General features: G+C 71.8%; 10 protein-coding genes and 1 pseudogene. 8 read left to right on the forward strand and 3 right to left on the reverse strand.

Annotated features, from left to right (window positions below; translation table 11 throughout):
- Positions 1-23: 23 nt before the first annotated feature.
- Positions 24-515, forward strand: a complete 492-nt coding sequence (locus tag POF43_RS30530; protein WP_271315520.1) for a Dps family protein — start codon at positions 24-26, stop codon at positions 513-515.
- A gap of 1540 nt (positions 516-2055) precedes the next feature.
- Here the strand turns inward: POF43_RS30530 and POF43_RS30535 are convergent.
- Positions 2056-2862 carry a DNA-formamidopyrimidine glycosylase family protein gene (locus tag POF43_RS30535; RefSeq protein WP_271323315.1) on the reverse strand — a complete coding sequence of 269 codons (807 nt, stop codon included), beginning with the start codon at positions 2860-2862 and terminating at the stop codon, positions 2056-2058.
- A gap of 54 nt (positions 2863-2916) precedes the next feature.
- On the reverse strand, positions 2917-7611 hold the full coding sequence (locus tag POF43_RS30540) for an ATP-dependent helicase (RefSeq protein WP_271323316.1): 4695 nt from the start codon (positions 7609-7611) through the stop codon (positions 2917-2919).
- A 199-nt stretch (positions 7612-7810) separates the two neighbouring features.
- Here POF43_RS30540 and POF43_RS30545 point away from each other — a divergent pair, with 199 nt between their 5' ends.
- The 4 genes from POF43_RS30545 to POF43_RS30560 all read left to right on the forward strand — a co-directional run bounded on the left by POF43_RS30545 (position 7811) and on the right by POF43_RS30560 (position 11260).
- Entirely contained in the window at positions 7811-8635 is an 825-nt protein-coding gene (locus tag POF43_RS30545) for an AraC family transcriptional regulator (protein WP_271323317.1), read from the forward strand.
- A gap of 70 nt (positions 8636-8705) precedes the next feature.
- Complete coding sequence (locus POF43_RS30550) at positions 8706-9473, forward strand: AzlC family ABC transporter permease (protein ID WP_372516160.1); 768 nt, start codon at positions 8706-8708, stop codon at positions 9471-9473.
- A complete protein-coding gene (locus POF43_RS30555) occupies positions 9470-9778 on the forward strand; it encodes an AzlD domain-containing protein (RefSeq protein WP_271323318.1) in 309 nt (102 codons plus the stop codon). Before POF43_RS30550 ends, POF43_RS30555 begins: the two co-directional genes overlap by 4 nt.
- A gap of 168 nt (positions 9779-9946) precedes the next feature.
- Complete coding sequence (locus tag POF43_RS30560) at positions 9947-11260, forward strand: PucR family transcriptional regulator (protein WP_271323319.1); 1314 nt, start codon at positions 9947-9949, stop codon at positions 11258-11260.
- Here the strand turns inward: POF43_RS30560 and POF43_RS30565 are convergent.
- Positions 11226-12162 (reverse strand): annotated as a pseudogene (locus POF43_RS30565) (hypothetical protein). The gene POF43_RS30560 and the pseudogene POF43_RS30565 sit on opposite strands and share 35 nt — an antisense overlap.
- A gap of 105 nt (positions 12163-12267) precedes the next feature.
- Between POF43_RS30565 and POF43_RS30570 the strand changes: the two are divergent.
- The 3 genes from POF43_RS30570 (at position 12268) to recX (ending at position 14372) form a co-directional block, all read left to right on the forward strand.
- Positions 12268-12462, forward strand: coding sequence for a DUF3046 domain-containing protein (locus tag POF43_RS30570; RefSeq protein ID WP_271315812.1), 195 nt, complete (start codon positions 12268-12270; stop codon positions 12460-12462).
- Positions 12463-12671: 209 nt separating this feature from the next.
- A complete protein-coding gene (recA, locus tag POF43_RS30575; protein WP_271323320.1) occupies positions 12672-13793 on the forward strand; it encodes a recombinase RecA in 1122 nt (373 codons plus the stop codon).
- A gap of 6 nt (positions 13794-13799) precedes the next feature.
- Positions 13800-14372, forward strand: a complete 573-nt coding sequence (recX, locus tag POF43_RS30580) for a recombination regulator RecX (protein ID WP_372516161.1) — start codon at positions 13800-13802, stop codon at positions 14370-14372.
- Positions 14373-14916: the final 544 nt, after the last annotated feature.

Consider the following 14916-nt stretch of genomic DNA (forward strand, 5'->3'; position numbering starts at 1 on the left):
TAATCCACGCAGGAGGTCGCACCATGACTGTCGTGAAGAGCACGCTGCCCGACGAGGCCCGCAAGATCGTGGGTGACGCTCTCCAAGGCACTCTGGTGGACCTGCTCGACCTGTCCCTGGTCGCCAAGCAGGTGCACTGGAACGTCGTAGGTTCCCGCTTCCGCTCCGTACACCTCCAGCTCGACGATGTCGTCTCCACCGCCCGCACCTACGCGGACACGGTCGCCGAACGTGCCTCCGCCCTCGGCGTCTCCCCGGACGGCCGCGCCGAGACCGTCGCCAAGACCAGCGGCATGGACAGCGTCACGGACGGCTGGATCAACGACAAGGACGTCGTCGACGTGATGGTCGCCGGCCTGGCCGCCGTCATCCTCCGGGTCCGCGAGCGCATCCAGTCCACCGACGCCCCGGACCCCGTCACCCAGGACATCCTCATCGGCCTCTGCGCCGACCTCGAGAAGCATCACTGGATGTTCCAGGCGGAGAACGTCGGCACTGGCCAGAGCAAGGTCTGACCTGACCTGGCCGGTCCGATCGACCGAGTGGCCTGCGGTCGTGCTCCGGGACGGGGCCTGCCCGCCCCATGCGATGGCTTAGTGCGGGTAGCCTTCGGGCCTCCGTGCCGGCCCGGGGTGGCCTCTGTTGCGGAGCTGGGCCCCTTGGTGTGGTGGTCGTGGGTCCTGCCGGGTGAAAATCCTTTTGGCCCCTTACCCCTCCGGGTGAAGGGCCTCTGACTGTCCTGATGGGTCTGTGGGAGGGGCCCTCTGCGCGCCGGGGTGGTCCGGGCGGCGGGATGGGTGGTGTGCGGGGTTCTGGGAGCGCGTGAGGTCGTCGTCGGTATGAGGATGGACGGCTGGGCGTCACTCGATGGGGTGGAGTTGGGTGGCGCCGTCTGCCGTCTGCCGTCTGCCGTCTGCCGTCTGCCGTCTGCCGTCTGCCGCCGGTCCTGCCGCCGGTCCCGCGGCCGGGGCCGGGGTCGAGGCAGGCCGAGGCCGAGATCGCGACCGGGGCGGAACGGAGGCACCGGGCGGGTTGGGGTCGGGTTTCCTGGGGGTGCTGACAGGCGCCTGTCAGCACCCCCAGGAAACCCGATGGGGCTGCCGGCGGCCGAACCGGTTCCGGGTCTGCCCGCCCCGCGCGGCGGGTGGGGAACTCCGTTCCCGGGCCAGGCATGACGTCTTCAGAAGAACCGATGCCGTTCCTGGTCCGTGAGGGCGGACGCGGATCAGGGGCGGCTCCGGGGCGTTGAAGAGGCGGTCGTGCTTGGCGTTGTGTGGCGGCCGGCGTTGACGGGGCCTGTGACGGGTCAGGCCCCGTGATGGGTGCGTGGGCTCATAGGCGTCTCCTGGGGTGATGGTGGTGCCGGACAAGGGTCGTGCGCGCGCTGGTGAAGACGAGGCTTCGGCCCGCCCAACCGTGGGCCCGGCTTCACGTTGAGTAGAGTATCGCTACTCTGTGTAATCAATCCATGCCCCAGAAGAGTGAACTCCATGACGGTTCATCCGACAATGGGGCTAGTGATCACTCGATCGGGGCATCGCTGTCTCTACAGGAACCGTTTTCGGTTCCTGCCGCTCTCTCGGGGACGTGGGAGGCGGTCATGAATGCTCGTCGTTCGATCCGTCTTGCCTTTATGACCCTGTGCGGCCTGGCCTGGTGCTGGTCGTTGCTGCGGATCGCCGTGGAACCAGGTCGGGCCGGCCCTGTCGAACAGGGCATCGCCGCTGGTGGCTGGACTCTCAGCGTTCTGCCCGTGCACGTTTCCCCCTGGCGGCGCGCGGTTGTCTCGCAGGCCGGATGGACGCCGCCGAACCGGCCGGCTCTCGCCGGTGCGGGCGGCGAGACGGACGGAGAAGGACGGGAGTCCGGCCTCACCGGGGTCCTGAGGACGCCCGAGGTGGTTGCCGGGGGCGATCAGGGCGGTGGGGCGAGTCCCGGGCCGTTGCCGACGCCACGCAGGCCAACGTTCGGTGCGGTGCGCCCCGTGGACCTGCCTCGGGTGCCGGCCGGGGCCACCGCGATGTCGGCCTTGCCGGGGATGGGATGCCGAGCCGGTCAGCCGCCGGGCGGGGGAGCCGGTCCGCGCTGGCAGGAGGGACACCAGTAAGTCACCCGCTCACCACCGGGATCACCCTGCTGCGCTCGGCGGATCGCAGTGCCGCAGCGCAGACAGGGCTGGTGGGCGCGGCCGTAGACCCAGTGGCTGCGGCCGCGTCGTGGGTCGCCGGTGGTGATGTGGTCGTGGCGGGCCTTGTTGGCGTCCAGGAGCTTGTGGGCCAGGGCCACCATGCGTGCCGGGTCGCGGCATTCACCGACCGGGGTCCAGGGAGTGACGCCTCGCAGGAAGCACAGTTCGCACTTGTAGACGTTGCCGATGCCCGCGAGATTGCGCTGGTCCAGCAGGGCTTCGCCGACCGGCCGGTCCGGGGCGGTCAGAAGACGCCGCACGGCTTCCGGCGCGTTCCAGTCCGGGCCGAGCAGATCGGGGCCGAGGTGGCCGACGGCGGTGTCCTCCTCGGCGGTGCGCAGCAGTTCGAGCACCGGCAGGCGGTAGCCGACGGCAACCGCGTCCGCGTTGCCGAGGATGGCCCGGATCTGGTGGTCGGGGTCGCCACGCCAGCGCTGCCCCGGGGCGTAGATCCGCCAGGCGCCGTCCATGCGCAGGTGGCTGTGCAGGGTCCAGCCCTGTTCGAGGCGCACCATGAGGTGCTTGCCGCGCGGCACGACGTCGTCGACCCGGCGGCCGGTCAGCGTCGCCGTGGCGAGTGACGGCACCCTTAGGTCTGCACGCGTGAGGACCCGCCCCGCGAGTGCTTCCCGGAGCCTGCGGGCGGCCAGCCACACCGTGTCGCCTTCGGGCATGGATTCATCATCCTCCGCTTCTGCCGTCCGGCCGCCTCGACCGGTCGTGTGCTGTCACGCGCGCAGTCGCAGGCCGCGTGGGGTGGGATGGAAACCGGCTTCCTCCAGCGCCCGTCCCAGCGGTGAGGTGAGGGCGGCCTCGCCGTTGGCGCGTTCCACGGTCATCCGTCCGAGGGCGTCGTCGCGTACAGCGGCGGCCAGCGCGTCGACGGCGGCCCGCAGGCGGGGGGCGTCCTCCGGTTCCCAGGCCAGCAGGGTCTTGCCACCGCGCTCGACGTACAGGGTGAGTGCGCCGTCGACCAGGATGACCAGGGCGCCCGCCTTGCGGCCGGGTTTGTGCCCCGCGCGGGCGTCCGCGGTGTTCGGCGGCTCGGGCCACGGCAAGGCCGCGCCGTAGGCGTTGGCGGGGTCGGCGGCCGCCAGGACCACCGCCCGGGGCGTCGTGGGGTGGGCCTCGGCCCGCTCGCGGGCGGTGTGTACCGCGCGGAGCCGGTCCACGGCGCCGTCCATGGCGAACTGCGCCGCTCCGAGCCCCTCGACCACGTAACCGCGACGGGACTGCCCGGTCTCCTCGAAGGCCGACAGCACCCGGTAGACCGCCGAGAAGCCGCCCGCGACCCCTTCGGCGGCCACCGCGCCCCGGGTGACCACACCGTGCCGGTCGAGCAAGGCGTGGCCCAGGGCGTGCGCGCGGAGCGTCGGGTCGGCCTCGACCGGCGGGGTCAGCGCCCAACGGCCGGCCGTCGTCGGAGGGCCGCCGCGCGACGCGGTGGGCCGGCGGCCCGTTATCGAGCCGTACCGGCCCCGCGGAACGGAACGCGCCGCGCGGTGCGCCGTCGATCCTGCCGTGCGTCCGGAGCCCAGCAACGCCCGCAATGGCGCCAGGGTGTCGTTGGTGAGCCGCCCCGACCAGCACAGATCCCACAGGGCCTCGGCGATGGCCGGTTCGGTGACGCCGTCGCCCGCCACGGCGCGTACCTGGTCCGCGATCTGCCGGAAGAACAAGCCGTAACCGCCCGACAGGGCGGAGAGAACAGCCTGGTGCACCGGTGAGAGTTCCAAAGCCGCGGGCGACGGCAGGGAGAGCGGGGCGTTGTCCGCGAGGTGCAGTGACACCCAGCCGTCCTTGCCCGGCAGCGCACCGGCCCCCGCCCAGACCACTTCGCCGGAGGCGGTCAACTGGTCGAGCAGCGCGGGAGCGTAGTCCGCCACTCGGGACGGCAGCACCAGCCGCTCCAGCGCGGAGGCCGGAACGGCGGCACCCTGCAACTGCTCGATCGCGCGCGCCAGGCCGTCGATGCCGCGCAACTCCTTGGTCCCGACGTGCTGCCACTGGGTCAGGAAGGCTCCGAGCACGCTGGGCGGCACCGGTTCGACCTCCTGCCGCAGAGCGGCCAGCGAACGCCGCCTCAGCCGCCGCAGCACGCCCGCGTCGCACCACTCCGCCGTGCCGTCGGCACCGTCCGGCCGGAACTCGCCCCGTACCGCGCGCCCGTCCGACGCCAGACGCTGCAACGTCCCGTCCACGACGGCGGCACCCAGACCGAACCGGGCTGCGGCCTCCCCGGTGGTGAACGGGCCGTGGGTCCGCGCGTACCGGGCCAGCAGGTCGCCCAGCGGGTCCTTCACGGGCTCGGTGAACGCCTCGGGCACTCCGACCGGCAGCGCCGTGCCCAGGGCGTCACGCAGCCGCCCGGCGTCCTCCACCGCGGCGAACCGTTCGCCGCCCGCGATCCGCACCCGGATCGCGCGGCGCGAACGCTCCAGCTCCCCGGCCCAGGCCGGCTCCGCTCCCCGCGTCACTAGTTCGTCCACCGTCAACGGGCCCAGGACGCGCAGCAGGTCGGCGACGCCCTCGACATCCTTGATCCGCCGGTCCTCGGTCAGCCACTGCAACTCCCGTTCCAGTTCGGCCAGCACCTCGGCGTCCAGCAACTCCCGCAGCTCGGCCTGGCCCAACAGCTCCGCGAGCAGCCGCGAATCCAGCGACAAGGCGGCTGCCCGGCGCTCCGCCAGCGGGGAATCGCCCTCGTACAGGAACTGCGCGACGTAACCGAACAGCAGCGACCGTGCGAAGGGCGACGGCTCCGGCGTCGTCACCTCGACCAGACGCACGGCGCGTGATTCGACGTCCCCCATCAGCTCGGCGAGACCCGGCACGTCGAACACGTCCTGAAGGCACTCCCGGACCGCTTCCAGCACGATCGGGAACGACCCGAACTCCGAAGCGACCTGGAGCAGTTGCGCGGCCCGCTGACGCTGTTGCCACAGAGGGGTCCGCCGGCCCGGGTCCCGGCGCGGCAGCAGGAGTGCCCGGGCCGCGCATTCGCGGAAGCGGGAGGCGAACAGCGCGGAACCGCCCACCTGGTCGGTGACGAGCTGCTCGACCTCGCCCTTTTCGAAGACGACGTCCGCCGCGCCGACCGGACTCGCCTCGCTGTCGTACTCCGTGCCGCGGGCGTGCGGATCGGAATCCAGCAGGTCCATGCCCAGCAGATCGGCGTCGGGCAAGCGCAGCACGATGCCGTCGTCGGCGTGCATCACCTGGGCGTCGAAGCCGTAGCGCTCGGACAGCCGGGCCGCCAGGGCCAGCGCCCAGGGAGCGTGCACCTGCGCCCCGAACGGGGAGTGCACCACGATCCGCCAGTCGCCCAGCTCGTCGCGGAACCGCTCCACCACGATGGTGCGGTCGTCCGGAACGTGCCCGCACGCGCGCCGCTGCTCGGCGAGGTAGGACAGCAGGTTGTCGGCCGCCCAGGCGTCCAGGCCGGCCGCGGTGAGCCGCTCGCGTGCCGCACGATCACCGAGCCCGCCCAGCTCGCGCAGGAACCCGCCGACCGCCCGGCCGAGCTCCAGCGGACGGCCCAACTGGTCGCCCTTCCAGAACGGCAGCCTGCCCGGCACTCCCGGCGCCGGCGAAACCAGGACGCGGTCACGGGTGATGTCCTCGATCCGCCAGGACGTCGTGCCCAGCGTGAACACGTCACCCACCCGGGACTCGTAGACCATCTCCTCGTCGAGCTCGCCGACCCGTCCGCCGCCCTTCTTCGGGTCCGCGCCCGCCAGGAACACGCCGAACAGCCCGCGGTCCGGGATCGTGCCGCCCGACGTCACGGCCAGCCGCAACGCCCCCGGCCGTCCGGTCAGCGTGCCCTTGATCCGGTCCCACACCAGGCGCGGCCGCAGTTCCGAGAACGCGTCGGACGGATAGCGGCCGGCGAGCATGTCCAGTACCGCGAAGTACGCCGATTCCGGCAGCCCGGAGAAGGGTGCGGCCCGGCGCACCAGCGTCAGCAGTTCCTCCACGTCCCAGGTGTCCACCGCCACGGCGGCGACGATCTGCTGCGCGAGGACGTCCAGCGGGTTCGCCGGAACGCGCAGCGCCTCGATCTCGCCGCGCCGCATCCGTTCGATGACCACCGCCGACTGCACCAGGTCACCGCGGTACTTGGGGAAGACCACACCGGTGGACACTGCCCCGACCTGGTGGCCCGCCCGTCCCACCCGCTGGAGACCCGAGGCGACGGACGGCGGCGACTCCACCTGGACGACCAGGTCCACCGCGCCCATGTCGATGCCCAGCTCCAGGCTGGACGTGGCGACCACGGCGGGCAGCCGGCCGGCCTTCAGGTCCTCCTCGACCTGGGCGCGCTGCTCCTTGGAGACCGAACCGTGGTGGGCGCGGGCCAGGACCGCGGGCGCGCCGCGGGCCGATCCGGCCTCGCCCATCAGCTCGGCGGCGCGGTGGTCCTCCGGCAGCGGCTGGCCGGTCAGCCGCTCGTGGCCGATCTCGTTGAGCCTGTTGCACAGCCGCTCCGCCAGGCGGCGCGAGTTGGCGAAGACGATCGTGGAGCGGTGGTCCATCACCAGGTCCGCGATGCGTTCCTCGACGTGCGGCCAGATCGACGGACGTTCGCCGCCGGACTGGCCCTCGGCGTCGGAGACCGGGGAGCCGCCCAGCTCACCGAGGTCGGCCACCGGCACCACCACGGACAGGTCGAACGACTTCTCCGAGCGTGGCTGGACCACGGTCACCTGGCGCTGGGGCGTCAGGAACCGTGCGACCTCGTCGACCGGGCGCACGGTGGCCGACAGGCCGATCCGCCGCGCGGGGCGGTCCAGCAGCTCGTCCAGCCGCTCCAGGGAGAGCGCCAGGTGGGCCCCGCGTTTGGTGCCGGCGACCGCGTGCACCTCGTCGAGAATCACCGTCTCGACACCCCGCAGCGCGTCCCGCGCGCTGGAGGTGAGCATCAGGAACAGCGACTCGGGCGTGGTGATGAGGATGTCCGGCGGCTTCGTGGCGATCGAGCGGCGCTCCGCCGGCGGCGTGTCGCCCGACCTGATGCCGACCCGCACCTCCGGCTCCGGCAGCCCCAGCCGTGCCGCCTCATGGCGCAGACCGGTCAGGGGACTGCGCAGATTGCGTTCCACGTCGACGGCGAGCGCTTTGAGCGGTGAGACGTACAGCACACGACAGCGGCGCTTCGCCTCGGCCGGCGGCGGTGTGTGGGCCAGCTGGTCGAGAGCGGCGAGGAAGGCCGCCAGGGTCTTGCCCGAGCCGGTGGGGGCCACCACCAGGACGTCGGACTCCTCGGCGATGGCCCGCCATGCCCCCGCCTGCGCGGCCGTGGGCACGGTAAAGGCGCCCCTGAACCACGCCCGGGTCGCGGGGGAGAAGGAGTCCAGGGCGGAGACCGGGTCCTGCTCCCCTCCGGGACCCGATGACTGAGGCCGCTCACCGATCGACATGACACCCATCGTGCCTCGCTCCACTGACAATGGCCGCCGCGACCGCGCTGACCTGTGGACAAGTCGTTCCTTCTAGGCATCGGCCGGCGCCGCCGATGCCCTGACCTGGATAAACGCTGTGGAGTGGCGGATAAACGCTCACAGGTCCGCCCTGTGGACAAACGCTCTCTCCCCGCCTGGCCCATCGCACAATGAGGTCATGAGTTCATCGGAGCGCGCTCGGCACTGGCGCCCCGCCGAGTTGCCCGGCCTCGACCTCCTGCGGGCCCGCTACGTCGCCAAGACGTTCTCGCCGCACACCCACGACGCCTTCGTCATCGCGGCCGTCAGCCGCGGCGTCGAGGAATTCCGGCACCGGGGAACCCTGGAACGGGCCGGGGCGGGCACCGTTTCGATGATCAACCCGGACACCCCGCACACCGGCCGGGCCGGAATCCCCGAGGGCTGGACCTACCACGTGCTCTACCCCCGGCCCGAACTCGTCGCCCGGATCGCGGCCGACACCACCACCATCCGCGGTACGCCCTCCTTCAGCGCCACCGTCGTCATCGACCCCCGCGGCGTCCGGCTCGTCACTGACCTGCACCGGACGGCCGAGAACGACGACATGCTGGCCACCGACATCCTGCTGCGCCAGACCGTCACGTACCTGCTGACCCGGTACGGCTCCGCCGAGCCCGCACCCGCGCCACCGGGCGCCGGAGCCCGTGCCGCCGCCCGCGCGCGCGAGATCCTGCTTGCCCGCATGGCCGCCCCACCCGCGCTCGGCGCACTCGCCGCCGAGCTGGACACCGGCCCCTACGCGTTGCTGCGTGCCTTCAGGGACGCCTACGGACTGCCACCGCACACCTGGCTCACCGACGCCCGGGTCCGCCGCGCCCGAGACCTGCTGGACCACGGCACGAGCCCGGCGGACGCGGCCTGCCACGCGGGCTTCACGGACCAGCCGCACCTGAACCGGCACTTCACCCGGATCGTCGGTGTACCGCCCGGCGCCTACCAGCGGGAACGACGCAACCGCTGAACAGCCGTCGATCCCGACCGGCGCAAGAACGTACAAGATTTCCGGCCGTCGGCTTCATAGCCTGCCGAAGGTGAGCGCAGATCTGACCGGCCGATACCCCCGCCCCACTCCGCCGACCCCGTCCGGCGACGCCTCGGCGCCGCCGGACGACAAACCCCGATCGGCCGTCGTCCGGGACGCCCTGGGAGTGGGGGTGGCCGTAGGACTGTCCGGCTTCGCCTTCGGCGCGACAGCCGGGGGCGCGGGCCTCACCGTCGCGCAGGCCTGCGCATTGAGCCTGCTGGTGTTCACCGGAGCCTCCCAGTTCGCTCTGGTGGGCGCGTTGGGAGCGGGAGCCGGCCCCTACGCTGCCGCCGCCGGTGCGCTCTTCCTGGGGGTGCGCAACGCCTTCTACGGGCTGCGCCTGTCGCACGTGCTGCGGCTGCCGCCGTGGATACGCCCGTTCGCGGCGCAGTGGGTCATCGACGAGACGTCCGCGGTCACCTTCGCGCAGCCCGACCGGGCGTCGGCCCGACTGGGGTTCACCGTCACCGGGGTCAGCCTGTTCACGCTGTGGAACCTCACCACCCTGCTGGGTGCGCTGGGAGCCTCGGCCCTCGGCGACCCCGGCACATGGGGACTGGACGCCGCCGGCCCCGCCGTTTTTCTCGCCCTGCTGTCACCGAAGGTGCGAAGCGGCGGCCTGGAACAGGTCACCGCCGTCCTCGGCGTGGTCCTGGTGCTGGCCGCCGTGCCCCTGCTGCCCGCAGGTGTCCCGGTGCTGGTCGCCGCCCTGGCCGCCCCCTTGGTCCTGCTGGCCCGGCGTGGGCGCGACTCCCGTGAGGAGACGGCACGTTGACCACCTGGATCGCCATCATCGTGACCGCCGTCGGCTGTTACGCGGTCAAACTTCTCGGTCTGTCCATGCCCGCGGCACTACTGGAGCGGCCGATCGTCCAACGGCTCGCGGCCCTTGTCCCGATCGCCCTGCTGGCCGCGCTGACAGCCCAGCAGACCTTCTGCGACGGCAGCCACCTCGTCATCGACGCGCGTGCCGCCGGGCTCGGCGCGGCCGCTGTCGCCCTGCTGCTGCGCGCGCCGTTCCTCGTGGTCGTCGGCGTCGCCGTGGTGGTCACGGCCATGCTGCGGTATACGACGGGTTGAGGCTTCAGCAAAAAGGCACCTGTCCACTGAGAGATCCTTGCGTATCTGTGCCGGATGACGCTCAATGCGGCGTGCCTCAGGCCTGCTTCACCTTCCTGTCGCCCGGTCGGGTTAATGTGACGCCCCACAATTGCGGGGTCGATGTGTCGCCCCGGTGAGGAGGGCGAGATGACGACGGGCCCGCCGCAGGACGGCGTGGCGTATCCGCGGGAACTCTCGGCGGGCGCCCGTGCCCTCGCCGCCCGCTGTGTGCCGCGGGTCAACGAACTGGCCCGCCGTATGTCGCGCACCGCCCCCGAGGAGGCCCGGACCCAGCAGGGCCTGCCCATCGACGTGAAGACCACCGAGGTGGCAGCGGCGGCCCGTTACGGGCTGCGGTTGTTCGTCCGGCGTACGCCCGGTGGCGACTACGCCTCGTTCCGGGAACGCGCCGCCCGGCACGCCGAGGAGGGCATGCCGCTGCATCTGCTGCTGCGTGCCCACGCCACGGGAACGCACCTGTTGTGGAAGACGTTGCGCGACACCGCCGGACCCGGTGAGGAGAGCGCGCTGATCGAGCTGTCCGGGCTGCTCCTGCTCATCCAGGAGGGCATGGCCGGCGCGGTGGCGGAGACGTATCTCGACGAGCAGGCCGCGCTTGTCGCCGAACAGCGCGAACAACGTGAGGCCTTCGTACGCGGACTGCTCGACGGGACCAACGCCGACACGTCGCAACACGTGGCCTTCGGCATCGAACACGGCGGGCTCGTGCTGTACCTGCGGACCGACCGCGCCGTCGCCCCGATCGCGTCGCTCAGACCGGGCGTGACGCGTCAACCGGTGTCCGTCGCGGCGATGTCGCGGATCTCCCCGGTCGTGGCACGCCGCCGCAGACGCCGCATACAGACGGTGCTGGACCGGGCGTTCGGTACCGAGGTGCTGACACTGCTGCACGACGACGACGGGCACGCCATCGTTCCGGCCCGCCCCGGGGCCGTTGTCCCGCCTGTGCCGCCCGACGGGCTCGCCGATCGCCTCCGGCGGGCCTGCGGGGACGAGGTCAGGATCGCCGCCGTCCCGGTCGACCGGCCGTCCGCCATCGCGGACGCGGCGCGTACCGCGTGCGAGGTGGTACGCGTCGCGCACGCGAGTGGCCGGCCGCCCGGGTTGCACCGCCTGAACGACGTACTGCTGGAATTCCACCTGTCGCGTCGTGACGAGAGCAGCGGACTCATAGCGGCACTGCTCGATCCGATCGGGGAGCGCCCCGATCTGGTGGAGACCCTGCGGATCCATTTGGAGCACCAGCAGGACCGCCGGGGCACCGCCAGACGGCTCGGACTGCATCCGAACACGGTGGACAACCGGCTCGCCCGGATCGCCGAACTCACCGGTCTCGACCTCACTTCGCCCCGGGGAACCGCTCTGGCGCTCGCAGCGCTGCTTCTGCGGGAACGGCCGGAACCCGTCAGGCGATCGGCCGACCGTGGCGGCGCAGGGTGAGCAGGGCCTCGACCATCAGGACGGGCCGCCACTCCAGCAGCGAATCCGGTGCACACGAACGCCGGCGCACCGGCCGGCCACCGTCCGCCTCCTGGGCCGCGACCACGAAGTCCAGGGAGCGGCTCATCTCCTCGTCCTCGTCGTCCGGGACCAGCGGCGGACCAGCGAGTTCGGTGAGGACGCGAAGGCGTGGGCGAAATGGTGTTCGCCGGATGCGTAACCCGCGCTGACCTGGCGTTGGTCGGCCTGCGCCGGATCGAGCACGATGAGCCCCTGTTCCCGGAGGAGCCGGTCGGGACGCGCCGCGGCGGTGGCGGCGCGTTCCGGTCCGGCGCGGCGTCCAGGAAGGCGAGCGCCGACATCGCCTTGTAGGGGTGAGGGGTGTCGATGCCGTCGAGCGCGGCCCAGCAGAAGTCGGTGGCGCGGAGGAGCCAGGGGTCCCACACCTTCATGCGGCGCGGACCGGCGACCACCGCACCGGCGGTCAGCAGCTCACCGGGCGGATCGTCGAGCACCGGGATCCAGGGGCCGCCGGACAGTCGGCGGCTCAGGACGACCGGGCGGCGGGCAGTGCTCCCTCCGCGAAGGACAACGAGGCCAGGTAACGGCAGACAAGGTCGGCCACCGGCCCCTCGCAGCCCCCGCTCCCCTCCAGAATCCTCAAGGCCTGGGCAGGCCTGGGCGAGATGGAACGGTTCGCTGGCCGGGCCGCGCAGGTCGGGCTCCAAGGCGTGGCCGTAGCCTTCGTCGGTGTTCCGGCAGGTGGCGAGAGCCGTTCGGACCACCTCGGGATCGCCGTCCGGAAAAGGGAGGGCGAAGCGCCGCTGTTCGAGCGTGTGGACAGTCAGCCATACCAAATGCTGCGCGCGGGCCAAGGGCGATGAGCTGGGCGTCGCTGTCACGGCGAAGACCCTGGCCCGGTGGCCCGGTGGCCCGGCATTCAGGCGGCGCACCGTCGCAGCTCGCCGGTGCGGGGTGAGTGGTTCGGGAGCGGGATACTGGGATGCATGAAGTTGACGGTCTTCTGGCAGCGGATGAACACGCATTTCGGCGAGGCGTACGCCGACTCCTTCGCCCGCGACCACGTCATGTCCGAGCTCGGGGGCCGCACGGTGAGCGAGGCGTTCGCGGCCGGCTGGGACGCCAAGGAAGTCTGGCGGGCGGTCTGCGCCGCGGTCGACGTGCCGGCCGAGCAGCGCTGACTTTGACCGATCGCCCCCGCTGACCAGGTATTTTTCGACTTATCCACAGGATGGCGGGGTCGCTTGACACAGAATTCGAACATCCATTCTCATGGGATGTACCCGAACCGGACGGCCCGGTTCGGGGCGACGTCGCGGTGCATTGTCAGTGGCAGGCACTAGCGTCGTTGGACGTGAAGCGATCGACTCAAGCAAATCGGGTGGAACCCATGGCAGGAACCGACCGTGAGAAGGCGCTCGACGCCGCTCTCGCGCAGATTGAACGACAGTTCGGCAAAGGCGCTGTCATGCGGCTCGGCGAGCGGCCGAACGAGCCCATAGAGGTCATCCCGACCGGATCCACCAGCCTCGACGTCGCGCTCGGCGTGGGAGGTCTGCCGCGTGGCCGCGTGGTGGAGGTGTACGGGCCGGAGTCCTCCGGCAAGACCACCCTCACCCTGCACGCGGTGGCCAACGCCCAGCGTGCCGGCGGTGCGGTGGCGTTCGTGGACGCCGAGCACGCCTTGGACCCCGAGTACGCCAAGAAGCTCGGCGTGGACACCGACGCCCTCCTCCTGTCGCAGCCGGACAACGGTGAACAGGCGCTGGAGATCGTGGACATGCTGGTGCGTTCCGGCGCTCTCGACCTCATCGTCATCGACTCGGTCGCTGCCCTGGTGCCCCGGGCCGAGATCGAGGGCGAGATGGGCGACTCGCACGTGGGCCTCCAGGCCCGCCTGATGAGCCAGGCGCTGCGGAAGATCACCAGCGCGCTCAACCAGTCTAAGACCACGGCCATCTTCATCAACCAGCTCCGCGAGAAGATCGGCGTGATGTTCGGTTCGCCGGAGACCACGACCGGTGGCCGGGCGCTGAAGTTCTACGCCTCGGTGCGTCTCGACATCCGCCGTATCGAGACCCTCAAGGACGGCACGGAGGCGGTCGGCAACCGCACCCGCGTCAAGGTCGTCAAGAACAAGGTGGCGCCGCCCTTCAAGCAGGCCGAGTTCGACATCCTCTACGGCCAGGGCATCAGCCGTGAGGGCGGTCTGATCGACATGGGTGTGGAGCACGGCTTCATCCGCAAGTCCGGTGCCTGGTACACCTACGAGGGCGACCAGCTCGGCCAGGGCAAGGAGAACGCGCGCAACTTCCTCAAGGACAACCCGGATCTGGCCGACGAGGTCGAGAAGAAGATCAAGGACAAGCTCGGCATCGGAGTCCGGCCGGCGCCTGCGGGTGAGCAGCCGGCGGTGGACGCCACGGTGCCGCCGGCAGTGGGGGCGGAGCCCAGCGTTCCGGCTCCGGCGAAGGCGGCGAAGACGACGAAGACCGCAGCGGCCAAGGGGTAAGCAGTGGTGTGGTCTGCCTCACCACCCGAGAGCGGCGGTGGGCCCTTCTCTTCGAGGGCGGAGCAGGGTCCACCGTCTGACCCGGAGGAGCGGGCGCGGGCGATCTGCCTGCGGCTGCTCACCGGTACCCCCCGTACCCGCAAGCAACTCGCCGACGCCCTGCGCCGGCGGGAGGTGCCGGACGACGTGGCGGAGCACGTCCTGTCGCGGTTCGAGGACGTCGGGCTGATCGACGACGCGGCGTTCGCCAGCGCGTGGGTGGAGTCCCGGCACCACGGCCGGGGGCTGGCGCGGCGGGCGCTGGCTCGCGAACTGCGGACGCGGGGAGTGGAGTCGGGCCTCATCGACGAGGCGGTGAACCAGCTCGACTCCGAGCAGGAGGAACAGACGGCCCGGACGCTGGTTGAACGGAAACTGGCGTCCACACGGGGGCTGGACCGGGACCGCCGGATACGCCGGCTTGCCGGGATACTCGCCCGCAAGGGATACGGGGAGGGGCTGGCCCTGCGCGTGGTGCGCCGGGCGCTCGAAGAGGAGGGGGAGAACGCGGAGTTCCTGGAGGACTTCCTGCCGGAGTGAGGCCGTCGCGGGCCGATCACCGGAGCGGACGGCCGACGGGTGCGGCGCTGACGCTGCCGCCGACGCCGCGGTGCGGGGGGCGGAGTCCGCACCGGAGGCACCGGAGGCACCGGAGGCACCGGAGGCGGCGCGGGGCGTGACGTCGATGCGGGGCGACGTGGCGCCGCGAAACCGGACGGGCTCTGGGCGTGCCTGGTCTGCGACGGACGCATCCGGGACGCTCGGCGTTGGGCGGTACCGGGAAGCCGATGCCGGGAACGGGAACGACCAGGCGTCGGCAGTTGTGGGGCTTGTGCATGGCGACTGTCGGCAGAGGCGCGGTGACCGTCAGCAGAGCGGACGGTCGGCGGCGAGGTCACCCGGCGACCGGGGGCATGGCCGGGCTGGGCACGCGTTCAGCCCGGAAGGTGACCGCTGGCCCGGGGCACCGGGGCGGGCGATGGCGGCCGGCTGAGCGATGGAGACGCGGCCGCGGGTTGCCCGTGTGGTGGCGGCGGCGCCAGGCGTCCTACGGGGGTGGACGCCTGACGTTGAACGGGGGGTG

It is taken from the genome of Streptantibioticus silvisoli (assembly GCF_027947535.2).
Lineage (GTDB): Bacteria > Actinomycetota > Actinomycetes > Streptomycetales > Streptomycetaceae > Streptantibioticus_C > Streptantibioticus_C silvisoli.